Here is a 22,921-nt window from a genome sequence, read left to right on the forward strand (position 1 = left end):
ATCACAAAATAAATAGACACAGATGAAAATATCGATGATGTATCTCATGCTGGCCGTATTGTGTGCCAGTTGTATGAAAGAGGATATCGCTAGTGCCGATATGGAGGTCAGGACGAATGCCTCAAGTTACAAGGTAGGTGATACCGTTGTATTCCGATTTGAGGGAACCCCTGACAATATTGTATTCTATTCTGGAGAGAGCGGACACAACTATGACTTGAAAGATCGCCTTTATGCAGATAACGATTTACAGGTAGATTTCAAAACACTCGTACAATGGGGTGTTATCTATGACAATCTAAAATTATTGGTTTCCAATAATTTCAGCGGAATATACACGAAAGAAGAGGTTGATAAAGCCGCCTGGACAGATATTTCAGACAAAGCCGTTTTCTCCACCGGGCAAGATAATACGCCCTCTGGAACTGTAAGTTTAAAATCGTATCTCAGTCCAGTGGATACAGGATCAATATATCTGGCATTCCGATATACCGACTTTCAAAAGCCGCAACAGAACAGATGGGTCATTCGCAGTTTTAATGCAGTAAAAATATCGCCAGAAGGTGTGCAGACGAATGTTGCTACGATATCCAATGCAGGCTGGAATGCTGTAAGTTTTCTAAATGACAGTAAGGGATGGACAATTTCGACAACACAACTATTGATGTATGGCGGTGTTGCATCCGATACCGATAATGATGATTGGGTGATTAGCAAAGGTTTTAAAGTAAAGGAATCCATCGCGGACAAAGGAATAGCACTTAAAAATATTGGTTCAAATCTGCGGGAATACAGCTATGTGTACAAGACCTCAGGTGTCTATAAAGCTGTGTTTGAAACCTCCTCCGACTGGTATAGTGGTCGCAAAGCAGGGTACGCCGAAGTGACAATAACCATTACACCATGATCGATATGCAACGGTTAAATAGAGGATACAGTCATTGCGCAGGGGTATGGAAGACGATGATGATACTGCCATTTTTATGCTTGGCAAATGTTTTCGCACAAAGTGGGGCTGATGTCCACCTAGAAAATAGTGTGCTGCAATTGATCTGGCGTGGGGGTAAAAATGGCTATCAGCTTCAATCCCTCGCCTTGAAAGATGGAGCGGGAGGAAAAAACAGCTTACGATGGCGACACAGCAGCGAACGATCCTTTACGCTAAACATAAGCCACTAGATAAATCTGCGACTGTTTATGATTATGATGGGAAGCTCATTCATTTTCCAGACTCTCAATATCGTTATGTAATTCCAATCTGGTCGCAAAGTTTATCACCTGTAAGCCTAAATACAGCTGGTGAAGTATTACACTATCAGCCTACTATAGTGGCTTCAGCTTCACCCTCGGGGTTGAGATTTCAATACGAAAACAAAAAAATTGCCCTGTCAGAAGAATGGAACCTTGATCCAGATCATACGCATGATATCCGTGTACAGATGACTTTAAAAGCGAAACAAAGCGGATATTATTCCCTGTCGTCGCCATCACTAGCGATTGGTGATCGCAAGCAGTTTCAGTGGGCGGTGATTCCGGGATTATTCCAAGGAGCAGCGCTCAATCCTGACTTTGTGGATGCCTATGCTTACGGACATGGTATCCCTGATCGTCCGGTCATTGTCCGTGAACGTACAGCCTCTACATTAGCGGCGCTGTTAACGACACAATCTGGAGTGACCTTAGCGACCGTAGCTGAACCCGGAACTGCAAGGGATCCCTGGTTGCATGATACAAAGACTCATGCGGACTGGAAACTTGGATTGTCATTGATGAATCGAAATAACGAGCTTACACCGACACTCTATCATCCAGTACTGGGTGAGGCTGGGTCCTACTTGAACGAAGGACAAGAGATCACATTTTCTTTTCGATATACAATTCAGCAAACTTCGTGGTACAATGTCCTAGGGCATGTGATAAAAGATGTTTATAAGTTTAGTAATTTTTAAAATTGAAAGAGACGAATCGTTCCTTAACGGATCGCCTTTACGCGATGTATGATTATGTCTTAGCAGATAGCACTTCCAAATGGCGGACCGTAAATGACAGGAATACGGTGATTGGTGCTCAGGATTATCTGGGTGGCGTGTATGGATCTGCAAAAGATGCCATGAAAAACTCTGATTATGGTGCGATGTGGATGCTGGCTAGACTTACTGGAGATACCACACTCAAACAGCAACGACTCCTGCAGCCTTAAACTTCAAGTTGCAGCAACAACAGCGAGAGCCCGGGTTCTTTTATGGATCAGCTGCCGGCCAGTATTACCTATATCGCAGTCAACAGTTTACCGAAGAATGGGGTCCGTATAGCGAACCCATTGGTACCAGCTATTACATGTTGATGGATATCGGCAATATATTGCTTTTTGAACCAGATCGATCTGATCTTAAACAAGCCTTGCGTAAAGCCGCAGATTGGCTGTTGTCAACAATGCATCCCGATGGACATTGGGAGGTTGCATATGATAATAAATCAGGCCGTCCCATGTTTGAGGACCTATCTGATCTCCGACCAACATTTTATGGACTCTTGGTTGCGCATCAGTTGCTAAAGGACGAAAAATATAGAGATGGAGCAATTAAGGCCGCAAACTGGTTTGTCGAACATGCAGCAAAAAAGGATGGTTCCTGGGTGTCTGTGGTGATACGCGATTTGCACCTGATTTTGCAACAGCACAGTCTATACAAGCCCTCCTCGATATGTATACATTGACCAAGGATCCACGCTATCAAGCAGCAGCTTATCAGGTCACCAAATACTATACAACATCGATCTATACGCATCCGATCCCCTCTCGCGAGATCAAACGTGTGAATGGGACCGCTCGTCAAGATTGGGAAATCAGTCAAGCGGGGCTGGGATTTGAACATGGAGGTATTATGGGCTCTGCAAATCATCATGGCCCTATTCTGTTATCGAGTCATGCGGGGCTGTTTGTAAGACTGTATGCAAAGACGAAAGATAGTCTATTGCTGGATATGGCAAGAGCTGCAGCCTGGGGACGGGATGCTTTTGTGGATGCCAATACCGGAGTCGCTTCCTATTACTGGGATGCAATGAATAAAGGAGCTGGGCCATTTCCGCATCATGCCTGGTGGCAATTGGGATGGATTACCGATTATCTGCTCTCCGAAGCAACGGTTCGTTCCAATGGTAAAATCTCCTTTCCGAGTGGATTTATAACACCTAAAGTTGGGCCACACCGCAGTTACGGCTTTGATAAAGGGAGAATATTTGGCAGATCTGTCGATTTGAAAATGAAAAAGGGACTTATCAGCCTCGATAATGCACAGATAGATTATATCCTGGCAACGAACAGTGATGCTAAGGAACTCTATATTGTTTTGCTAAACAATAGTGTGGATCAGCAGGAGATTCGACTCAGGGTGGATAAAGGTCAATCCCGGCGTCTATTTGGATCAGAGCAGCGGGAGGCTTTTCTTATCAATGCCAATGGGGAGAATGAAATCGGAATGTCAGCATCTTCAGGGTGGAAAATCACCCTGCCAGCAACGGGACTAAAAGTAATGAAAATCAACTATCAATAACCATTTAAATCAACTAATAGTATGAATAGCAACATTAAACATTTAAAAAACTGTTGGATTTTACCAGGATTCTTTGGACTAATGTTTACGGTTTTAAGTTGTACAGGGATCGAAAAGAGCTTACAGCAAAATGAACAGCAAAATCAACAACAAGTAGAGCATAAACTTGCACGAATGGCGTCTGTTGCCGGGCAATTGGATTCACCTATGGTGAAAAGTCTGGCTTATCAGGTTATCGTCAACAATGATACCTTGGACGTATGGCAAGAAACCTGTTATGATCTGGCCCAAAATGGCGGACAAACGGATGTACATACCGCATTGTTTAATTATGTGCCCGGTACTCAGGTCAAGATTATTTGTAGCAGTGCATTCTCAAATTTTACGCTTTCGCCTCAAAGATTGAATATACCGGTTGTGAAGAATGGAAATGAATTGACCTTTACCCTCCCGGAATATTACAATTATGCGTTAGCTATCCCTGGTCGAGCACCCTTGCTATTATTTGGATCTCCCGATTACAGTGCTTATAAACCTGGGGCTGTTGTTTTTGCCAAGGGAATACATCATGGCGTAAACGGAGTTTTTAAACTTGAGTCCAATAAAACCTATTATTTAGAAGAGGGAGCGATTTTAAGAGGAAAGGTATTGATAGAAAACGTGTCTAATGTCAAATTGATCGGTCGAGGTTATATTGATGATCGTACCGCTCCTGTCGCTGGAAACTTTGTCAAAGTCTACCGTAGTCAAAATGTGGAACTTAGGGGATTTGGCGTCCGGCATGCCGCTTTAGGTTGGCAAGTGGATATGGTCAATTCGTCGAATGTCAACGTGTCCCATCTTAACCTACTAAGCTTTGGGCAGAACAATGATGGTTTGGATTTAGGTTCAGGATGTCAAGATGTGCATTTCTCCCACTGTTTTATTGGATCGGGGATGATGGTTTTGGTTGGCACGCAACAAATGCGGCTGCAGATGGTGAAACACCACTTCTAAATTGTAGCGCTCACGACTGTATGATCTGGAAAAACCAGGTGGGTGTAGGTATTCGTATAGGTTCTTCATTGGAAACCAGTAGTGTCGAACAGCTCACATTCAAGGATATTGATATAGCCAAAATGACTTGGGAGGTCATTCTGTGGCGATACCACATTCGGATTGGGCCGATGTGAGGAATATCACCTTCGAAGGTATCCGTGATGAGACCATTGGAAATACACGATTCGTGTTGATGTATATTAAGCAGAACTCGAATTCAAATCCAGTCTATAGACCCGGAACCATTTCTAATATTCGATTTATTGATTGTGTCAGCAGTGCCACAGCGGCTACTTTCGAGGGCTATGATGCGGAGCATATGATTAAAGACGTGACCTTCAAAAATGTAAAAGTGGGGGCAGGAATATGTTGCAATCTGATATCGTCGCGAATTCCTTTACTTCGAATATCACGGTTGTAGATTGATGTTAAAAATATTTTACGAGGACTTGTATTCAAATGGTATGCGTAGCTATCAATTAATCATAACGATCCTATTGCTTTTTTACAATGACTGATTTGAGTGCGCAGAATACCCGGGAGCTCGATAAGATTGCAGCTTCGCAAGGTGCCGCCTCGCAGCTATTATTTTCTGTGGATCTCCATAAAGAGGAACTTATTCATCCAAGCGATTTTGAGCGAGATGACGAGTGTATAGTGCGCGGTGGTATCCCTAATTTTCTTGCTAAAATTACCGATGGTCAAGATGTAACCGTCGCATTTATTGGTGGAAGTCTGACACAGGCAAATTATTGTTACAGAATGCAGATTTCCACCTATTTGCAGGCACGTTATCCATCCACCAAATTTAAGTGGGTCAATGCCGGCGTATCTGGTACAGGTACAGATCTGGGAGCCTTTAGAATTCAGGAGCAGGTATTGACACAGCATCCCGATCTGGTTATCATAGACTTTGCAGTCAATGGCGCTTATGCCGCGGGCATGGAGGGAATGATCAGACAGATTATCCAGCATGACCATCATACCGATATCTGTTTAATTTATGCCATTTTGGGAGGGCAAACCAAACTATATCGCAACGGAAAAATACCGTTACATATTGAAGCCCTGGAAGCATTAGCCGATCATTACCGTATTCCTACAGTACATCTGGGAATGGAGATTTCCCATCTGGAATTTCAGGATAAGTTGTTATGGAAGGGAGATGCGCAAGCTGCTGGAGAACGCATTTTATTTTCAACTGATGGTATCCATCCGCTTAAAGCCGGAGGCAATCTATATGCAGCGGCCATTGCTCGTGGAATTGACAAAATGAAAGGATTGTCAAGGCCGGCGTCTCATCCATTGCCCAAACCGCTAGTTTCTTCCGAATGGGATATCGCGGGGATGTACAGACCCGATGATATTGCTGATTTTGATGTTAAATGGGGGCGATTTCAACAAAAGAATCCAAGCTAAAGGCGTTCAATGGATGGTTTGATACGGTGATGGTAGCTGGGGAAGAGGGAGCGCAGTGTTCATTCGCTTTTGAAGGCGATATATTTGGCCTATTTGATATCGGTGGACCTGAGGTGGGACAGCTTGAAGTCTGGGTAGATGGCCATCGAGTAAACCTACATAAATTGCAATCAGATAGTTTTCAGCCCTATGAAATAATAACAGGGGATAACGGTAATACCCCATTGAATCGTTTTAATGCCTACTGTAATAATCGATATAGAGGTCAATATGATTTGATCAAATTGCCACAAGGGAAGCATGAAATCAGTTTTCGTATATCATCATTGAAAGCAGATAAGCGGCTGATTTTGGGGCCATCTCAACAAGAGGATATTGTTCAACATCCTGCAAAATATGACTCCTCTGTAATTTATTTAGGACGGATACTCCTACGTGGGAAACCAATTTTAAAGACGACTAGAAAACAAGAAATAGGAGACATGAGACCACAGATATATCGCCAAGGGTAGTGTGAACCGGGCGAACCGAACGATTGAGCCTACGAATACCTTAGAATACCAATATAATGAGTAAACGAGCTCATGAATAGCATTGGAAATAAATACTTATGAATAATGTCTTAAAGGGGGAAATCGATTAATGAATAAAAAAATAATTAGATGAAAGCAACTCAATTAATAAAGCTATTTAGCTGTCTGTCCCTCTGTTTGGGCATATCGTTTACCAATGCCCAAACTGTATTGACACAGCAGCAGAAATGGGAGGAGAAGATACAGCGCTATGAACGTCTGGATAAGCAAAATCCACCACCCGACAATGTCATCTTATTTGTAGGTAGTTCGACCATTGAAAATTGGAAAACACTAAAGGACGATTTCGTCGGTCGGGCTGTGCTGAATAGAGGGGTCTCTGGAACCAAGACAATCGATCTGTATACCTATAGAGACCGATTGATTACACCATACAATGCAAAGCAAATTTTTATTTATGAAGGCGACAACGACATTGGGCTGCATTGGCCTACAGATCGTATTGTAGCGCAGTTTGCTGCCCTGTTTAGTGAAATACGAAAAACCAAACCGCATGCTGAAATAATTTATATCTCCATCAAACCTTCACCGCGCCGATTGAAAGATAAAATACAGATCGAAGAGGTTAATGTGCGCATTAAACAGTTTTTAGAACAACAGTCTGGAACTGCCTACGCGGATGTATATTCTAAAATGCTGGATGTCAATGGTGATTTAGTATCAACATACTATCGGGAAGATGGTCTCCATCTGACAGCTGAAGGATACACTATCTGGAAAGATGTGATTTCCAAATTTATAAAATAGACGAATTTGCCCCAGTATAAGGGGTATTGAATAAGGTGATAACGAGATAAAAAGAAAGTATATATGATTTATAGCAAGGGGGAATCTCCAGAACATTAAAGAATGAAGTTGTTACCGCCGATTTAGCGGTTGTGGGTGGTGGTATGTCTGGCGTGTGCGCTGCGATTACAGCAGCTAGGCAAGGTTTGCGTGTCGTGTTGGTACAGGATCGGTCTGTACTTGGAGGAATGCCTCCAGTGAGGTTAGATTGTGGATACTGGGGGCCACTTCCCATATGGGTAACAACAATCGTTGGAGTCGAGAAGGTGGAGTTATTGACGAAATATTGGTTGAAAATGTGTATCGCAATCCGGAGGGTAATGCCGTGATATTGGATATGATTTTACTTGACAAGGTAAAACAAGAACCCAACATCCGATTGTTGCTTAATACCAGTGTCTATGAAGTCCATAAAGAAGCTGACGAACGGATCAAGTCATTAACTGCTTTTTGCAGCCAGAACTCCACGCAATATACCCTTGAATCATCTTTATTTTGCGACGCTTCTGGAGATGGTATAATTGGTTTTCTCTCCGGAGCTGCTTTTCGCATGGGGGCTGAAACACGAGAAGAATTTGATGAGGCTATGGCACCAGATACTTCCTATGGTGAGCTTTTGGGCCATACTCTTTATTTCTATACCAAAGATGTCGGAAAATCTGTGTCTTATACTGCCCCAGCTTTTGCCATGGATGTTACCAAAGAAATACCACGGTTCAAAAATTTCAATGCCAAAGAACATGGCTGCAAGTTGTGGTGGGTGGAATATGGGGGCGTCTAGATACTGTACATGATACCGAAGAGATCAAATGGGAACTTTGGAAAATCATCTATGGTGTGTGGGATTATATCAAAAATTCAGGACAATTTCCTGAAGCCGACACGCTGACATTGGAGTGGGTTGGAATGGTTCCCGGAAAACGAGAAAGTCGTCGGTTTGAAGGCGATTATATCCTGACACAAAGGATGTGGTCGAGCAGCGTCAACATCCAGATGCCGTAGCCTATGGAGGCTGGTCCATCGATCTGCATCCTGCGGATGGTGTCTTTAGCGACCGTCAGCCCTGCAACCAATGGCATAGTAAAGGTATTTTCCATATCCCTTATCGTTGTTTATATAGTCGTAATATTCAAAACCTCTTTTTGGCGGGGCGTCTGATCAGTGTATCCCATGTCGCATTTGGTGCGACTCGGGTAATGGCGACATGTGCTTATGTTGCGCAGGCTGTGGCGGTAGCGGCAAAACTATGTATTCAGCACCAACTTGCACCACGAGAAGTTGGACAATCCTATTATATGACGGAATTGCAAAAGAGCTGCAACGAGTCGGTCAGTATATCCCTGGTTTTCATTTGTCCGATAACAGCGATCTTGTACAGCAGGCAGAACTCACTTCTTCGAGCAATTTGGACTTTAAAGGATTCTTCAAAGAAAATATTTTGTGGAAAAATCTGGACATTTCCGCAGCACAACTTCTTCCTGTAGTTGCAGGCGCGTTGCCTATCTTTCTTTTGGAGATTGAAGCGATGCAGCCAACAATATTGGAAGTCGAGTTGAGAAGTAGTGAAAGGAAAGGTGGTTTTACGCCAGATCAGAGCTAGGGAAAATTAAAATTAGTTTAAAACGTGGTATTCAGACAGTAACATTAGATTTTGGATTGAAGATATATGAGGATCAATATGTTTTCCTTACGTTTCTCCAAAACAAACATGTGCGATTGGCCTATACTCCGCAGCGAATATCTGGATTGCTTTCTGTTTTTAATGGAGTGAATAAAGCCGTTTCAAATAATGGTAAACAAGTAGCCCTGTCGGGATCTGGAGTAGATTCATTTGAATTTTGGACCCCACAACGTCGGCCCGAAGGACATAATCTCGCCATTCAACTATCATCAGGACTGTCCGTCTTTGGGATCGAAAATGTGCGGAATGGTATTGATCGGCCGGCAATCCGTCCGAATGCCTGGGTCGCAGCAACGGACGATCAGCAGCCAATAATTTCGATTAAATGGAAGCAGAAGCAGTGCATAAGAAGGATCGAAATTAGTTTTGATACCGATTGGGATCACGCGATGGAATCGGTATTAATGACTCATCCTGAGACCGTGATGCCATTTTGTATTCGGAATTATAGCATTGAAGATGGAAATGGAAAGATTATTTACACGCAGCGGGCAAATTTTCAGACTAGAAATGTGATAGAACTTCCGGAACCTTGTGTTACAGATGAGCTGACTATATCTCTTGAGCACCCTTCTCCAGATGTACCAGCAGCCGTTTTCGCTATCCGGTGTTATGCATAGTTTATGAAATGATAATATTCAGTAATTTAATAGTCGATACAAGATGATAGATACAGTAGTCATAATCGTTTTTTCAGTATTCATCATGCTGGTTGGGATAAGCTTTTCACGAACTGGAAGAAATTTGAAGTCCTTTTTGCTGGAGGTGAATCCGTGCCTTGGTTTATAGGCGGAATGTCCCTATTTATGAGTTTTTTTCAGCAGGTACCTTTGTCGCTTGGGGTTCAATAGCGTATAGTCATGGTTGGGTAGCGATTACCATTCAGTGGACCATGTGTATAGGTGGGCTGATTACAGGTCTCTATCTTGCACCCAAATGGAAGGCCACAGGAAATCTTACTGCGGCTGAGTTTATTAAGGAGCGCCTAGGAAGCGCTGTACAGAAGTGTTACATCTATGTCTTCATGATCGTTTCGGTATTTCTCAAGGGCTCCGTATTATATTCTGTGGCCAAACTTGTTTCCGAATCGCTGGACTATCCCCTGATCCCAGTTACCATTGTGCTGGGCATCTTAATGATCGCCTATACCGCCATCGGCGGTTTTGGGCCGTAATGGTGACGGATATTCTACAGTTTGTCGTCCTGACAGCAGCTATTGTGATTGTCATTCCATTGGTTTTTCAGGAAGTGGGTGGTGTAGAGTCCTTCTTGGACAAAGTGCCAGATGATTTCTTCAATGTTGTAAACGGTGAATATACCTGGGGTTTTATTTTAGCTTTTGCGTTGTATCATATTTTTATATTGGGGCAACTGGACATTTGTACAGCGGTATACCAGTGTTGATACGCCACGATCAGCTTCCAAGGTCGCTTATTTATTTGCTGCATTGTATATTGCTAGCCCGATTTTGTGGATGATTCCGCCAATGGTTTACAAAGCCATCAATCCGGATTTGACCGGCTTGGCGACAGAAACGGCTTACATCATGGTTTGTAAGCAGGTGCTCCCAGCAGGATTACTTGGATTGATGCTGACGGGAATGTATTTCTCGACTTCGGCATCCGCAAATACGGCCTTAAATGTTGTATCGGCTGTTTTTACAAACGATATCTATAAAGGAACTTTAAATCCACAAGCCTCAGAAAAAAAGCTGATGTTTATTGCTCGCGCATCATCTTGGTTTTTTGGTTTTTTATGATTATTGTTGCGCTGATCGTGCCATTGATTGGCGGAATAGTCGAGTTCACCCTAAGTATAGGTGCCATTACTGGTGGACCATTATTGGCACCACCGATATGGGCGTTGTTTTCAAAGCGATTGACAGGAAAGGCTACTGTGTATATAACCGCTGTTAGCTTAAGCGTCAATCTGCTGTTTAAGATTATTTTTCCTTTGTTGATAAACTCTAAACTTAGCCGAGCAAACGAGATGCTGCTTGGAGTTGTACTGCCCTTCGTTTTGTTGGTTTGTGTCGAACTGTATGCGAAATCACGTGGGAAGATAAGTGCAGAGTACCTCGCGCTCAAACAAACTAAAGCGGCACGCAAGGAAGCTGTACAGCAGATTGATATAGAAGAACAGATGGCACTGAAAAATCAGAATAAATTTGGATTGAAGATGATTGCATTTTCGCTCACCTTTATTGCGTTGTTGCTTTATGTACTGTGCTTTTTCTTTGCCGACCGTTCTCCATTAGTTGGTGGAATTGCCACAGTAATACTTATCAGTTCATTGATTCCATGGCGAGCATCTAATCGTGTTATTATCCATTAGGTTTAGCGGTACTGATGGTATATATATTCGTCCTGAAATGGTAACTTGAGAATCAGTTATTGAAAAATGACTAGATTTTTGGTTTTTTTAAGGACAAGTGAGGATTTTAATCGCTGTTTTAATGATTTTAATTATTTTGGCTAGGGTTTTATGTCTAATTTGGGATTAATATATCGATGCTTGGATTAAAGTTAAATTCCTAATTTTTTACTTTTAGATTCAAGTGCATAAATGCAAGCGCGTTGTTTAAAGCCAGCTATTATGAAATAGCTGGCTTTATGTTTTAATCTGAAAATGGTGAATCTATTTAATCTTAGAAATAAAAATAGATAAAGAAGATCCATCTCTTAATACCAACTTATCTCTTTTAACCGCTTTGTGCCGCTTAAATTAAGGGTGTTGATATGAGAGCCATGACAGCTGAAATCTTCTAGAAATTCCAGACCAACGATATTTACTGACTGAATAGGGTTTTTAAACGCTATAAAAAACTTGAGATTTGGGAATTTTGTTAAATCCAGGTGGTGACTGATCCTGTTTTCATTGATCCATATTTCCTCTAATTGCGGACTACTGTCAAATTTGAATTCCTGAATTTGATTTAGATAAGCATGTACTTTTTTAAGTCTTTAAGACCACTGATATCGAGACGTGTCAGTTGGTTGAATCCAAGACTGAGTTCAATTAGCTTTTTCTGGTCTGAAACATCAAGTTCTCGTAAATTATTTTTATGGCAGCTAATGTTAAGTACATTGATACAACCTTTAATATTCATGGATTCCATATGAGTGTCAAATCCATAAATAAATTTTAGGTTTGTCATCCCCGAAAGATCTACATCTTTGATATCGTTTTCATAGAAGCCAAGGTCTTCCACATTGCTGAAACTTTTGATCCTCCAACGAAGTGATACCGGCTTTATTTACATATAGTACTTTTACATTTTTGCTTCCGAAAGCTGGATTTTTCCGTCGCCATTGGTGTCAATTCCTTGAGCGATAAGACTTTTTTGAAATTGGCATCGGGGATCCTGACCTCTTGGGCAATTGCCGCTGAAAATACGTTAATCAATAAAAGGCAACTGACAAATAATTTGAGAGACATGGCAATGATTTTAAAGTGATACATTAAGAATCTGACCTTCCGCCGAGATTTCGATAAAGGACTCCAGTCGTTCTACCGTATTATATAAGTACTGGTATTTTTCCATGATAGGCCTGTCATAAGAAGATAATTGATGTCCATAAACATTAAAACTTCTAATGGTTTCAGTTCCGACCTGTCGCTCCGCTATTCCAGATTTTGTTTCATAGACCAACGTATTGATATAATATTTTCCCGGATTTAGGCCTGTGAACCCAAATGAACCATCCGTGTCAATCCGCGTTAGTATTCGATAGCTATAGGCCTCATCTGACATATAGATCTGCTTTTTACCCTTTTTATCTTTTTTCTTCAGTTCATACCATTCATAAAAATAGTTGGTGCAAGGATAAAGTTCTACGACATTGCTCAGGTACTTGGTCTTTCCGGCAATCATACCTTTTAGTGTAGCAGTTCCATTACTTCCGATCATACGCTTGGCCAGTTCCACGTCAAAAGAAGACTTCGGGAAAACCACTTTCGGATCTTTCTGCGCCATGAGATAACCCGGCAAAGAAAGTAATACGAGTAGAATAATTAAGGGAGTTTTCATATGCATTAATGCTGATTGTCGTGTAATAATTTGTTTGAAATTACATTTTCTTTTTGTGCCAAACGTTCCATCTTATAAGGTGGTCCTTTTTGTTGGATGAAATTCTTTGTGGTAAACCAGTTGATAATCATTGTTTTTAGTAGGTCTGGATAGGATGTCAGCTGATATAGCTAAGAAGAATCCGATTTATCTGGATTAGATGATGGAATAAAAAGTACCGTCTTATAAGACGGGGCGACCTAAGTAAAAGGTTTACGCAGTTTTGTCTATAGCAAAGCGCTACTATAAAATCACATAAATCAAAATAGAATGAAAATAGCAAATTTGAAAACTACATTTCTAGGTCTGTTAATGATCCTTTTACATCTACCCTTTTTACCGGTTGTGGTAAAGATGATAATGGGGGCGGAGATGATCCGCGTAAAGGCTTTCCCAAAAATGTAACGATCAGGTATGAAGTGAGCTCCACAACAAACAATAAAGCTCGTGTGAGCTACACGAATGAAACCGGTGAAGATACAAGTTTAGAAAATGCGGCACTACCCTTTTCCAAAGAGGTGAAGAAAAAGTAGAGTTCGCAGAAATTGTTGCTCTGGTAGGTTCAATTTCCGTTGTGAATAATCAGAATACAAATGTGACAACAAAGATCTTTATTGATAATAAGCTAGTTGAAGATAAGACTTCAAGCTCCAATAGTGTGAGTGTTATCGGGCAAGCGAGATATCAATTCCTTAAATAGCATAAAGTATTTTCTAATAAACATTGACTTAAAGCGAAATCATCCGCAATGAAAATTGGGGATGATTGGCTTTAATTTATTTTTGTCGTCTTGATGTGGATCATAGCGACTAAATTTTTTTGAGAATCTTCCGAACCAGAATATTGACACTTTCTCTCTAATGGGTATCTGGTCAGGTCGAATTTTTTACAATGTAAAAATCAGAAGGTTCCAATTAGAAAAGGCGTATTTCAGACCCGTAAAATAAGAATACCCTTTACGCTAAATCCGCTATTGGTTCGATGCGCCTGAAGGTCTATTTCAATTTGGTAAACAATAGAAAAGAAAGTATATTGCTTATCGCTAATATTTGTCAAACAATAATATCTACGAATGTAGCTGTAGAGCAAAAACAGCTGCATCATCTTAATTTTATCCTAACTAGCTTGCTATGACCTCGATTTGGCATATTATTTATATCGGCGGAATTTTTATGACGGCCTTTCTTTTTATTCTGCTGATCAGTAAATCAAAAAAATACTGCGGATAAAATTTTAAGCGTTTGGCTTTTCTTTGCTTTTTTTGACTTGATTTTAATTGGTTTGTATGGTTCGCGGCAAATCAAAAAATGCCCGCATTGTTTGGATGGGAGATGCCATTCCCTTTTGCACGGCCCTTTTTGTATTTGTATATTTTGTTTGTAAGTGGTCAACAGCGGCATAAATGGCTTTATCTTTTGCATTTTGTTCCAGCTGTGACCGTCACAATGATATTGGCTTTTGTATTGCCTGTTGCGATTGTGGAATATAAAGAAAAATATTACTTCGCCCGTGAATATGATACTTTAATCATGGTTCTTGTCGCAGGTTTTATGATTTCAGGAGTGACCTATATCATCTTATCCTTTCTTCTTTTGCGCAAGCATAGACAAAATATTATAGGTCAGTTTTCCAATACTGAGAAAATTACCCTGAACTGGATGCGTTATCTGATTTCCGGTATGGGAGCGATCTGGATTGTCGTTATATTTGACCCTAACCCAGCTGTATTTTTGTGGTGATCACATTATTTATTTTCTTCTTCGGGTATTTTGGCATTCAGCAAGTCGGTATTTTTTCTCATACACGACCAACGCATGAGGTACTCCTTTGAATGAATTGGAAACTGCCGGAAAAATACTGCAGGGCGATGTTACTCCAGAACTTGTCGAAAAGGTGAAATACGAAAAAACGAGACTGGAAGAATCCGAGGCTTCACACATCCATACGAAACTGAATACCATCATGAATGAACAGAAATGTTATCAGGATCCTCAACTAACTTTGGGAGATTTAGCCAAAATACTGGATGTACACCCTGTTATCCTGTCACAGGTTATCAATTCTAAAGAGGAAAAATCGTTTTATGACTTTGTCAATAACTATCGGGTGGAAGCCTTCAAGGAGCTATTGGTCCGACCCGAGAGTAGGCAGTACACGATCCTATCGTTGGCCTTTGAGTGCGGTTTCAACTCGAAAACAAGTTTTAACCGGAATTTTAAGAAAATTACACAAATGTCCCCAAGTGCCTATGCAAAAAAACAACAGATTACTTTAAAGGCTGAGGGATAAGTTTGAAACTTAATGGTAACCTGGACCGGTCTGTATCAATTGGAAGATGATTGTTGCTCGTAATAATTCAAATCGTACATATTTTGTCATTGATATGGTCAAATGGACGCGAACTCTTAGCGTTTTTTAACACGATATCCCTTGGATACCAGAGCCGAAACAGTTAAATTGCTGGAAATTTATTGTCAATTAGAATATAAACATAAACAATATGAAAAGAAAAGCGGCATTTCTTTTAGGGCTTTTGGCATCCGCTGCGCTACCGCAAGCAACTTTCGCTAAAGATTCTATAAAGGAGTCAATTGTTCAAGACCAAGAAGTTGAAGGAAAAGAGCTGATCGGGCGATGGGATATCGAGGTTGATGTCAATGGCACCCCTGCGCCTTCCTGGCTTGAAGTGAAATTGTCAGGTTACAAGACGTTAGTAGGCCACTATGTGAGTACTTCGGGAGTGCAAGACCTGTTTCACAGGTTTTTTATGAAAATGGAAAATTTAAATTTGCGATACCACCACAATGGGAGGGCGGAAAGATGAATTTGAGTGTAGAGGAGAGATCCAAAATGGAACATTGCAGGGCACGATAACAGAGCCTGATGGAAAAACACATCGCTTTAAAGGTGTACGTGCGCCTGAGTTAAAAAGAACGGCTGTCGTTAAATGGGGAAACCAATTCAGCTTTTTAATGGAAAGGATCTTTCGGGTTGGAAAGCTACGGGTAAAACAAACCAATGGGTTGTGAAAAATGGGATCCTGACGAGTCCGCAATCGGGTTCTAATCTTGTTTCGGAACAAAAATTTGAAGATTTTAAATTGCATGTTGAGTTTAAGATCCCTGCGGGAAGCAATAGCGGGGTCTATCTGAGAGGACGCTATGAGGTACAGATTGAGGATAGCCCGAAAGATGCGCATCCGAATGCCGTGCTTTTTGCTGGTGTATACGGTTTCCTCGCAGCAAATGAGATGATGAATAAAGGGGCAGGCGAATGGCAGACATTTGATATCACACTAGTCGGACGTCTGGTGACGGTTGTAGCCAATGGCAAAACAGTGATCAGCAACCAAGAGATTCCGGGGATTACCGGTGGTGCGTTGGATAGTAGGGAAGCCGAACCAGGACCTTTGTATTTCCAAGGAGACCACGGACCTGTTGAGTTCCGTAAGGTCGTGGTTACACCCGCAATTAAGTAATCATAAGATTTATTAAAGAGACTGCCGTTGAGGTGGTCTCTTTTTAAACTCCAATGATGACAACGACAATGTCCTCATTCTGGTAAGAAGTATAATACCGGTCTATTGAACCACTTTCTTTATATTCCTGCAATTCCTTAAAGATCATTTTCTTTAAGGTGCCTTTTCCCTTTCCGTGGATAAACTTGATTTCGTTCATTTCCCAATAAATGGCTGCGTCTAAGTTGGATCTTAAGAAATCAATGGATTCTATCATAAGTTCGTCAGCTGAATAGTCTTCCCAATCTTCAAGGAAAGCATCGGCATGTAGATCAACTATAGCGGGTGGTTTGCGCATGATTCAATATATTTTACAGTGCCGCAAATGTAAAACAAAACAATGACTTAATAGCTGAAGTCAGGGGTGAAATAGACGGCATGTGCAAATTTTTCATGCCATTTTTTTATAATGGCCGCAATTTCATATTCTTCCTCTTCGGCGTGATTAAGCATCAATAGTTCGATGCTGTGAAGTAACTGTTGGTGATCCAGAAAGAGCCCATCATAATCGCGGTAGGCTGAGACAGTTTCCTGGATAAGTTGCAGGCTGTCGTGTCGGATCATAATCATTGCATGACGGGAGGAAATACGATCCAATAACCATTCTTTTTGAAATCAGATGCGATATGCCGATTACATGCTTGGTTAAACAACATTTCGAATTCAACAATCTGGCTTTTTAGACCATCTATAGCGGGCTGGAGCTCCTCAAAAGTACTGATGATCCGTTCCTGTGTCTCCATATTTCTTGATATAATAGCCATGATATTTTACTTAAAGTTTATATAGTGCTGGTTATTAATGTTTTAAATAAAAGCATGTAAGGTATATACAAATAGTTTGGAGAAATGTTTTCCTAATGATGAATAATAATGCGCTGGCGATCTGTGGAATGCTTCACAATCTAAGTTAGAGGACAACTGTTTTTGTGAAAATTTGATGCCATTTAAAGCTTATTCAAGAAAGAATAGCTTTACTTTCTCAATGGTGGAAAAATAGGTAATTTGCTTTTTTTGCGTTATTCGCAAAGGATAAAAACAGATTAAAAATTGAATTGAATGAAGGAGAAAGCAATCGGAAATTATCAATTAGAAATATGTTCCAATTCAGTCGCTTCGGCGATTGAAGCTGAAAAAGGAGGAGCAACACGTATTGAATTTTGTCAAAACTTGGAGAATGGGGGAACTACACCTTCATATGGTCAATTGAAGTTGGTGCGTGAACTTGTGCATATTGGTATTCACGTACTGATTCGGCCACGTGGAGGAGACTTTCTATATACAGAAGAAGAAGTCTTGGAAATGATCGCCGATATCGAACTGTGTAAGGAACTGGGCATGGATGGCGTTGTCATAGGTGTATTGAATGCAGATGGTACCGTGGATAAGATCAATACGAAGCGTTTGGTTGATGCTGCGCGTCCGATGCATGTGACATTTCACCGTGCTTTTGATCGTGTGGAAGATCCTTTTGTTGCATTGGAAGATGTTATTGCTTTGGGTATCGATCGTATACTGACTTCGGGTTTGAGAGATTCAGCTTTATCGGGAGCGCCTTTACTACAACAATTGATCGAGCAGGCAAATGGGCGTATTGTCATTATGCCAGGCGCTGGGGTGGATGCTTCGAATATTCGGACGATATTGGCGGAGACTGGGGCTGTTGCTATACACAGTTCAGCAAAAGAAAGCCAACCTTCAAAGATGCAGTTTTCGCAGGATCAGGTCAAGGGAATGGATGAGGCGCAGTGGATGAGCTCAAAGAAAAAGTCCACCAAATGGTAGACTTATTAAAAAGCCTTTAAAGTATAACTTTAAAGGCTGCTAATTTCTTTTTGCTTACTTAGCTAATTGATTTAAGATAGCATCGTTTTTAACGATTTGGTTGTCAGCTTTCATTTTTGATCTAGAACCTAACTCAACGTTAGTTCCTAATTTCAAGAACTGAACTTCAACACGTGAAACAGTTTTATTTCTTCTATCTTTTCTTTTTAAACGTGTAACTCCCATTTTGATAATATTTTTATTGTTTAAATAAAACGAGGTCGGAAGCGGATTCGAACCGCTGTAGGAGGTTTTGCAGACCTCAGCCTAGCCACTCGGCCATCCGACCCTATTTTTTTCCTTTGAAGGTCTGCAAAAATAAAACTTATAATTGGAATTAAGAAATCTTTGTGATAAAACTTTTCTGTTTTTGAGCATTATTCTGAAAACCAAGCTGGTAGTTTTTAATACAGGTGTCATTTTAGATTTATGATCAACTTGTCTATCGTAAGTGGGGAAGTTGAAAAAGTTGAAGTTTATTCGACCTACTGTATCTTTTAGAGGACATTCAAAAAAATCTGGCGTGAGTTTTTTCTTTTGTTTTGAAGTGGATATGAATAGTTTATGGATTTTGGAATAGATATTGCAAATGAGACTGTCAGAAATCTCATACAAGAAATATATGGGAGGAAATGATAAAAAGAACAAAGTAAATTAAATTAGGAAACATGAAAAAACTATTATTATCTGCGGCAATTTTATTTGGTTCATTAGGAGCTTTTGCACAAGGTGGATTGGGATACGGACTACGTGCGGGTGTAAATATTCCTAAATATTCAATGGAAAATGGAAGTTCTGAATCGAATACAGGTTTTTTTGTAACAGGTTATTTAGACGCACCTGTGTCACCATATTTCTCTATTCAACCGGGATTGTCTTTGCAAAATAAAGGAGGTAAATGGTCTGAAACTAACAATAACAATAGTATTGCTGTAAAACAGAGTATTATGTCTTTGGATATTCCCGTGAATTTAGTTGCTAAGTTGCCTACAGGCGGCTCAGGTAATTTCTTTATTGGTGCAGGTCCTTATGTAGGGTTCGCTCTTAGTGGAAAAAACAAGTTTGAAGGTAATTTAGGTGATTCTGGTCTTAAGACTGAGGAAGATGTAAAATTTGGTAGCGGAGATGGAGATGAATTAAAACGTACTGATTTTGGTGTAAACTTCCTGGCAGGTTATCAATTAACCAATGGTTTTCAGATTAATGCTGGTTATGGTTTAGGATTGACAAATCTTGCTCCGAATTCTAATTTTACAACCAAAAACCGAGTTTGGTCGATCGGTATCGGTTTCGGACTATAAGAAATATAAGTACTTAAACTTATTATGAGGAGAAAGTCCCTGCATTTGTAGGGACTTTTTATTGGGTTAAAATTATGTGCGCCAAATTTGTTATTTTTATTCAAAAGTATACTGCATGAAAAGATTTCTCTCTTTACCATTCTATGTTAAATTAGCCTGCGTATTAATTAGTATCCTTCTTTTAGGCTATTTGGCGAAGATCGGTGATACGATACTTATCCCTATGATCTTAGGGCTCCTATTTGCTTTGCTATTGATTCCGTTGAGCAATTTTATGGAGAAGAAGTTGCGTTTTCCCCGAACATTGGCCGGAATACTGAGCGTGATTCTGTTTTTGGTGTTCTGGGTTATGGCCTGTTTTTGCTGGCCTCGCAGCTGACGCTGCTCAAAGAGGACTTTCCTGCTTTTAAACATCAGATTATGGATGGCGTGGATAAGTTGCAGACTTGGGTTAGCCAGCAGTTTGGTATACAGCACAAAGATCAGATCGACTTTATCAATAAAACAGCTTCCAAATCTGTTGATTCAGGAACACTGTTTCTCGGTACATTTATCATGTCCTTGTCTTCTATTTTTATCCTGTTTGTCTTCACATTCCTGTATACATTCTTTTTGTTGATCTATAGAGGGCATATTGTTAAATTCCTGCTGTTTGCCAACCGTGTCGACGATCGTCCGATTGTGTTGGATGTGGTTAATCAGATTCAATATGTAGTCAAAAATACCTAATTGGCCTGTTAATCCAGATGAGTTTGGTTTCCCTTTTGGTCTTTGTTACATTATCCTGATCGGTGTCAAGTATAGCCTCTTGCTGGCTTTAATTACGGGGTGTTCAACGTACTACCTTATGTGGGTATTTTCTCGTCAATGCTTATTATCGCTATTCTTACCTTCGCTACATCATCATTTACCCATGTTGTACTGGTGATCTTAGCTTTGATTATTGTACATATGATTGATAGTAACTTTATCGTCCCCAAAATTGTGGGATCAAAGGTCAAGGTCAATTCACTATTTGCCATGCTATCTATTATTATCGGTGAGATGGTTTGGGGTATTTCGGGTATGTTTTTAGCTATTCCTATTTTGGCAATTGTTAAGATCGTCATGGACCGTATCAAAGAGCTTAAGCCTTGGGGATTTTTATTAGGGGAGGAGAACAGTAAAGATGAGGTCTACAAAGATCTATTCGATTCTTTAAATCCTATCGAGAAGAAGTTTATTGAAAATGAAGCGAAGGAATGATCTTCCAAGATAGTATTTCTATTTGAAAAGAGAGCGCTATGATTATGTTCAGGTGTGAGGTGTTTTGTATTTAAGTTCCCCTTAAATTTTTGCCAAAGGGATCATATGCGAGTCCCATCGTGATGATGAATTCATTAAAGGCCCATTATCTATTCGAATGTTAAATTTTTGTTTACAATGTATTGATTTTTTGTTATTTTACAAGAATTAATGTATTTTGTGTGAATAATTAATTCTTTTTGTGAAAATTATGATGATATGATGAATAGATCTCTACTTGTATTTTCTGTTTTTTTCTTGTTTCTTGTCGCTGGTTGTAAAAAGTCGGAAGAAAGTGGTGCTGATTCCAAAGCGAGTATTTTGTTTTCGGACAACAATCATGCTGTTAGAGGAAAGGTGACTTACGATTACAATTTGGATAATTGTGGACAGATTAATCTAATTACCGCAGTAAAGGAAGACAACGGTGATTACGCTGAGTTGAGGTTGACTTTACTTCAGAATGGTGCACTGGCCAAGGTGCAGTATTTGAAACAAAACTCGCCGGATGATGGTAATTATTTTGCGCCGCATCTCCAAACGGAGAAATCTTTTAAGATCTCAGATTTTAAATATGATAAAAAGGGAGGCCGTTTGTCCTTTTCCTTTGATGGGAAAGTTTTCAAAAATAATAAACCCGATAGTGAACGTATATTGGCTGGTAAAGTAGAACTTAACTCAATTCAATACGTCCCATGTGAGGCATTGATATTTGATGTGATGACAGTTAACCCGGCTTTCAACTTTTTCGCTATTCCCGGAACGTCCAATAATTCTGTGAATACTACTGGGGACCAGATAAGTATAAAGAGTTTGCATACAATGTTTATTCCAACGCTGGTCAGTTTCTGAGCTTGAGACTAGATCGCGATATATCAAAATTGGTGGGCCAAGAGATTGCATTTGATGAAGAAAATAAAATGTTTAATGTACGATATTGGGAATATATTGGACCTTATATGCTCTCAGAATCCTATGGGCCGATTGACAGAAATTGGAAGCGTTTTCAGACAAGAGGAAAGTTAGTTAATATCCAAAAATGTCTGATAATCGGTATGGTAAGCCTTATTATAGTGGGTTGATCATCATGGATATATTCGATGAGGACCGCATGGTAAAACAGGCTGTTGAATTACCTTTCCATTTATCATCTTGGGTTGATTAATAACAAGAAGGGTACTGTATGGATGACAGGTAATGGATTTTGTTGACGATTTATTGCAATTAGATCGATATCAAAAATATTAATTATAAAAGCCACAAGATAAGATGTGGCTTTTACTGTTTTAGTGATCAGTTATACGAATTGAACAACTTCCTTATGTTGAATTATAGATACATCAATTTTTGTAATTCTAAAAAAATGTTATAGAAATATATCAGCTTTTTAGTTGTATTTCAGTAAATTATATGCTATTTTCGTTCTATATTTAATTTGTTTTTTTATGAAAAGAAAATTACTATCAATCGTTGCAGCATTGTGTTTTATTGCTGGAGCCAAAGCACAGACTTCTTATGGTTTAAAAGCTGGGGCTAACTTCGCTAAATTTCAAGTAAGCGGAGGGAATACAAGTTATACGTCAGATGCTGCAACTTTTTTTTATGTGACAGGATATGCAGATGTTCCCGTAGCAATGAACTTTAGTGTACAACCCGGTATTTCCTTACAGGGAAAAGGGGGAAAAGCACCTGCAGGTGATTTTACAGAGGTGAGTACAAAAGATAATTTGATGTATATTGAAGTTCCTGTAAATTTTGTTTATTATGTTCCTACGGGAGAGGCTGGGAAGGTATTCTTCGGAGCAGGTCCATATGCAGCAATAGGTATTCATGCTAAATCTACTCAGGAAATTTAAGTG

Annotated in this window: 37 protein-coding genes, 1 tRNA gene and 1 pseudogene; 32 read left to right on the top strand and 7 right to left on the bottom strand. The window is 40.0% G+C overall.

The window, feature by feature from the left end:
• Positions 1–22: 22 nt before the first annotated feature.
• The 20 genes and pseudogenes from KUH03_RS26570 to KUH03_RS26665 all read left to right on the top strand — a co-directional run bounded on the left by KUH03_RS26570 (position 23) and on the right by KUH03_RS26665 (position 11,402).
• Positions 23–907, top strand: coding sequence for a DUF5017 domain-containing protein (locus KUH03_RS26570; protein ID WP_257087510.1), 885 nt, complete (start codon positions 23–25; stop codon positions 905–907).
• Positions 904–1,179, top strand: coding sequence for a hypothetical protein (locus KUH03_RS26575; RefSeq protein WP_257087511.1), 276 nt, complete (start codon positions 904–906; stop codon positions 1,177–1,179). The genes KUH03_RS26570 and KUH03_RS26575 overlap by 4 nt, the downstream gene beginning before the upstream one ends.
• Positions 1,131–1,949 carry a hypothetical protein gene (locus tag KUH03_RS26580; protein WP_257087512.1) on the top strand — a complete coding sequence of 273 codons (819 nt, stop codon included), beginning with the start codon at positions 1,131–1,133 and terminating at the stop codon, positions 1,947–1,949. The genes KUH03_RS26575 and KUH03_RS26580 overlap by 49 nt, the downstream gene beginning before the upstream one ends.
• A gap of 2 nt (positions 1,950–1,951) precedes the next feature.
• The gene (locus KUH03_RS26585) at positions 1,952–2,200 is read left to right on the top strand and encodes a hypothetical protein (RefSeq protein WP_257087513.1); all 249 of its coding nucleotides are present in this window, start codon (positions 1,952–1,954) and stop codon (positions 2,198–2,200) included.
• 8 nt (positions 2,201–2,208) lie between these two features.
• A complete protein-coding gene (locus KUH03_RS26590) occupies positions 2,209–2,715 on the top strand; it encodes a prenyltransferase/squalene oxidase repeat-containing protein (RefSeq protein ID WP_257087514.1) in 507 nt (168 codons plus the stop codon).
• Positions 2,703–3,551: a hypothetical protein gene (locus KUH03_RS26595; RefSeq protein WP_257087515.1), complete on the top strand. Its 849-nt coding sequence runs from the start codon at positions 2,703–2,705 to the stop codon at positions 3,549–3,551. Before KUH03_RS26590 ends, KUH03_RS26595 begins: the two co-directional genes overlap by 13 nt.
• Before the next feature lie 21 nt (positions 3,552–3,572).
• Positions 3,573–4,547 carry a hypothetical protein gene (locus KUH03_RS26600; protein WP_257087516.1) on the top strand — a complete coding sequence of 325 codons (975 nt, stop codon included), beginning with the start codon at positions 3,573–3,575 and terminating at the stop codon, positions 4,545–4,547.
• Between the two features lie 20 nt (positions 4,548–4,567).
• Positions 4,568–4,723, top strand: a complete 156-nt coding sequence (locus KUH03_RS26605) for a hypothetical protein (protein WP_257087517.1) — start codon at positions 4,568–4,570, stop codon at positions 4,721–4,723.
• Complete coding sequence (locus tag KUH03_RS26610) at positions 4,690–5,010, top strand: hypothetical protein (RefSeq protein ID WP_257087518.1); 321 nt, start codon at positions 4,690–4,692, stop codon at positions 5,008–5,010. The genes KUH03_RS26605 and KUH03_RS26610 overlap by 34 nt, the downstream gene beginning before the upstream one ends.
• 89 nt (positions 5,011–5,099) lie before the next feature.
• Positions 5,100–6,008 carry an SGNH/GDSL hydrolase family protein gene (locus KUH03_RS26615; protein ID WP_257087519.1) on the top strand — a complete coding sequence of 303 codons (909 nt, stop codon included), beginning with the start codon at positions 5,100–5,102 and terminating at the stop codon, positions 6,006–6,008.
• 26 nt (positions 6,009–6,034) lie between these two features.
• Positions 6,035–6,520, top strand: a complete 486-nt coding sequence (locus KUH03_RS26620) for a hypothetical protein (RefSeq protein WP_257087520.1) — start codon at positions 6,035–6,037, stop codon at positions 6,518–6,520.
• Positions 6,521–6,670: 150 nt separating this feature from the next.
• The gene (locus KUH03_RS26625; protein ID WP_257087521.1) at positions 6,671–7,348 is read left to right on the top strand and encodes a GDSL-type esterase/lipase family protein; all 678 of its coding nucleotides are present in this window, start codon (positions 6,671–6,673) and stop codon (positions 7,346–7,348) included.
• 143 nt (positions 7,349–7,491) lie between these two features.
• Positions 7,492–7,716: an FAD-dependent oxidoreductase gene (locus KUH03_RS26630; protein WP_257097328.1), complete on the top strand. Its 225-nt coding sequence runs from the start codon at positions 7,492–7,494 to the stop codon at positions 7,714–7,716.
• Positions 7,623–8,168, top strand: a complete 546-nt coding sequence (locus KUH03_RS26635; RefSeq protein WP_257087522.1) for an FAD-dependent oxidoreductase — start codon at positions 7,623–7,625, stop codon at positions 8,166–8,168. Before KUH03_RS26630 ends, KUH03_RS26635 begins: the two co-directional genes overlap by 94 nt.
• Positions 8,169–8,224: 56 nt before the next feature.
• Positions 8,225–8,871, top strand: a pseudogene (locus KUH03_RS26640) (FAD-dependent oxidoreductase).
• A gap of 172 nt (positions 8,872–9,043) precedes the next feature.
• Positions 9,044–9,688, top strand: coding sequence for a hypothetical protein (locus KUH03_RS26645; protein WP_257087523.1), 645 nt, complete (start codon positions 9,044–9,046; stop codon positions 9,686–9,688).
• Positions 9,689–9,846: 158 nt separating this feature from the next.
• Positions 9,847–10,242: a hypothetical protein gene (locus KUH03_RS26650; RefSeq protein WP_257087524.1), complete on the top strand. Its 396-nt coding sequence runs from the start codon at positions 9,847–9,849 to the stop codon at positions 10,240–10,242.
• Positions 10,242–10,472: a hypothetical protein gene (locus KUH03_RS26655; protein WP_257087525.1), complete on the top strand. Its 231-nt coding sequence runs from the start codon at positions 10,242–10,244 to the stop codon at positions 10,470–10,472. Before KUH03_RS26650 ends, KUH03_RS26655 begins: the two co-directional genes overlap by 1 nt.
• 43 nt (positions 10,473–10,515) lie before the next feature.
• Positions 10,516–10,827, top strand: coding sequence for a hypothetical protein (locus KUH03_RS26660; RefSeq protein ID WP_257087526.1), 312 nt, complete (start codon positions 10,516–10,518; stop codon positions 10,825–10,827).
• Complete coding sequence (locus KUH03_RS26665; RefSeq protein WP_257087527.1) at positions 10,824–11,402, top strand: hypothetical protein; 579 nt, start codon at positions 10,824–10,826, stop codon at positions 11,400–11,402. The genes KUH03_RS26660 and KUH03_RS26665 overlap by 4 nt, the downstream gene beginning before the upstream one ends.
• A 601-nt stretch (positions 11,403–12,003) precedes the next feature.
• Here the strand turns inward: KUH03_RS26665 and KUH03_RS26670 are convergent.
• Positions 12,004–12,279, bottom strand: coding sequence for a hypothetical protein (locus KUH03_RS26670; protein WP_257087528.1), 276 nt, complete (start codon positions 12,277–12,279; stop codon positions 12,004–12,006).
• Between the two features lie 114 nt (positions 12,280–12,393).
• Between KUH03_RS26670 and KUH03_RS26675 the strand changes: the two genes are divergently transcribed.
• Positions 12,394–12,525 carry a hypothetical protein gene (locus KUH03_RS26675; protein ID WP_257087529.1) on the top strand — a complete coding sequence of 44 codons (132 nt, stop codon included), beginning with the start codon at positions 12,394–12,396 and terminating at the stop codon, positions 12,523–12,525.
• On the opposite strand, the gene KUH03_RS26680 is transcribed toward KUH03_RS26675, so the two are convergent.
• On the bottom strand, positions 12,517–13,098 hold the full coding sequence (locus KUH03_RS26680; protein WP_257087530.1) for a hypothetical protein: 582 nt from the start codon (positions 13,096–13,098) through the stop codon (positions 12,517–12,519). The two genes, KUH03_RS26675 and KUH03_RS26680, sit on opposite strands and share 9 nt — an antisense overlap.
• A gap of 1,346 nt (positions 13,099–14,444) precedes the next feature.
• Here KUH03_RS26680 and KUH03_RS26685 point away from each other — a divergent pair.
• The 5 genes from KUH03_RS26685 (at position 14,445) to KUH03_RS26705 (ending at position 16,615) form a co-directional block, all read left to right on the top strand.
• Positions 14,445–14,876, top strand: a complete 432-nt coding sequence (locus KUH03_RS26685; protein ID WP_257087531.1) for a hypothetical protein — start codon at positions 14,445–14,447, stop codon at positions 14,874–14,876.
• Positions 14,877–14,964: 88 nt separating this feature from the next.
• Complete coding sequence (locus KUH03_RS26690; protein ID WP_257087532.1) at positions 14,965–15,426, top strand: AraC family transcriptional regulator; 462 nt, start codon at positions 14,965–14,967, stop codon at positions 15,424–15,426.
• Positions 15,427–15,637: 211 nt separating this feature from the next.
• Entirely contained in the window at positions 15,638–15,961 is a 324-nt protein-coding gene (locus KUH03_RS26695) for a hypothetical protein (protein ID WP_257087533.1), read from the top strand.
• Positions 15,942–16,166: a hypothetical protein gene (locus KUH03_RS26700; RefSeq protein WP_257098062.1), complete on the top strand. Its 225-nt coding sequence runs from the start codon at positions 15,942–15,944 to the stop codon at positions 16,164–16,166. The genes KUH03_RS26695 and KUH03_RS26700 overlap by 20 nt, the downstream gene beginning before the upstream one ends.
• A complete protein-coding gene (locus KUH03_RS26705) occupies positions 16,085–16,615 on the top strand; it encodes a DUF1080 domain-containing protein (RefSeq protein WP_257087534.1) in 531 nt (176 codons plus the stop codon). The genes KUH03_RS26700 and KUH03_RS26705 overlap by 82 nt, the downstream gene beginning before the upstream one ends.
• Before the next feature lie 43 nt (positions 16,616–16,658).
• Here the strand turns inward: KUH03_RS26705 and KUH03_RS26710 are convergent, their stop codons facing one another.
• Genes KUH03_RS26710 through KUH03_RS26720 form a run of 3 tightly spaced genes read right to left on the bottom strand, consistent with a single transcriptional unit; the run spans position 16,659 to position 17,418 of the window.
• Positions 16,659–16,952, bottom strand: a complete 294-nt coding sequence (locus KUH03_RS26710) for a hypothetical protein (protein ID WP_257087535.1) — start codon at positions 16,950–16,952, stop codon at positions 16,659–16,661.
• A gap of 47 nt (positions 16,953–16,999) precedes the next feature.
• Entirely contained in the window at positions 17,000–17,218 is a 219-nt protein-coding gene (locus KUH03_RS26715; RefSeq protein WP_257087536.1) for a hypothetical protein, read from the bottom strand.
• A 2-nt stretch (positions 17,219–17,220) separates the two neighbouring features.
• Entirely contained in the window at positions 17,221–17,418 is a 198-nt protein-coding gene (locus KUH03_RS26720) for a hypothetical protein (protein WP_257087537.1), read from the bottom strand.
• Positions 17,419–17,712: 294 nt separating this feature from the next.
• Between KUH03_RS26720 and KUH03_RS26725 the strand changes: the two genes are divergently transcribed.
• Positions 17,713–18,438 carry a copper homeostasis protein CutC gene (locus KUH03_RS26725; RefSeq protein ID WP_257087538.1) on the top strand — a complete coding sequence of 242 codons (726 nt, stop codon included), beginning with the start codon at positions 17,713–17,715 and terminating at the stop codon, positions 18,436–18,438.
• 54 nt (positions 18,439–18,492) lie between these two features.
• Here the strand turns inward: KUH03_RS26725 and KUH03_RS26730 are convergent, their stop codons facing one another.
• A complete protein-coding gene (locus KUH03_RS26730; RefSeq protein ID WP_120262149.1) occupies positions 18,493–18,663 on the bottom strand; it encodes a spore protein in 171 nt (56 codons plus the stop codon).
• A gap of 32 nt (positions 18,664–18,695) precedes the next feature.
• A tRNA-Cys gene (locus tag KUH03_RS26735) sits at positions 18,696–18,766 on the bottom strand.
• A gap of 379 nt (positions 18,767–19,145) precedes the next feature.
• Here KUH03_RS26735 and KUH03_RS26740 point away from each other — a divergent pair.
• From KUH03_RS26740 to KUH03_RS26760, 5 genes are all read left to right on the top strand, one after another.
• On the top strand, positions 19,146–19,778 hold the full coding sequence (locus KUH03_RS26740) for a porin family protein (RefSeq protein ID WP_120262148.1): 633 nt from the start codon (positions 19,146–19,148) through the stop codon (positions 19,776–19,778).
• A gap of 360 nt (positions 19,779–20,138) precedes the next feature.
• Entirely contained in the window at positions 20,139–20,507 is a 369-nt protein-coding gene (locus tag KUH03_RS26745; RefSeq protein ID WP_257087539.1) for an AI-2E family transporter, read from the top strand.
• Positions 20,508–20,606: 99 nt separating this feature from the next.
• On the top strand, positions 20,607–21,023 hold the full coding sequence (locus tag KUH03_RS26750; protein WP_257087540.1) for an AI-2E family transporter: 417 nt from the start codon (positions 20,607–20,609) through the stop codon (positions 21,021–21,023).
• A 258-nt stretch (positions 21,024–21,281) separates the two neighbouring features.
• Positions 21,282–21,914: a hypothetical protein gene (locus KUH03_RS26755; protein WP_257087541.1), complete on the top strand. Its 633-nt coding sequence runs from the start codon at positions 21,282–21,284 to the stop codon at positions 21,912–21,914.
• 593 nt (positions 21,915–22,507) lie between these two features.
• Positions 22,508–22,918 (top strand): PorT family protein, encoded by a 411-nt coding sequence (locus tag KUH03_RS26760; RefSeq protein ID WP_257087542.1) that lies wholly within the window; start codon positions 22,508–22,510, stop codon positions 22,916–22,918.
• Positions 22,919–22,921: the final 3 nt, after the last annotated feature.

It is taken from the genome of Sphingobacterium sp. E70 (assembly GCF_019285695.1).
Lineage (GTDB): Bacteria > Bacteroidota > Bacteroidia > Sphingobacteriales > Sphingobacteriaceae > Sphingobacterium > Sphingobacterium detergens.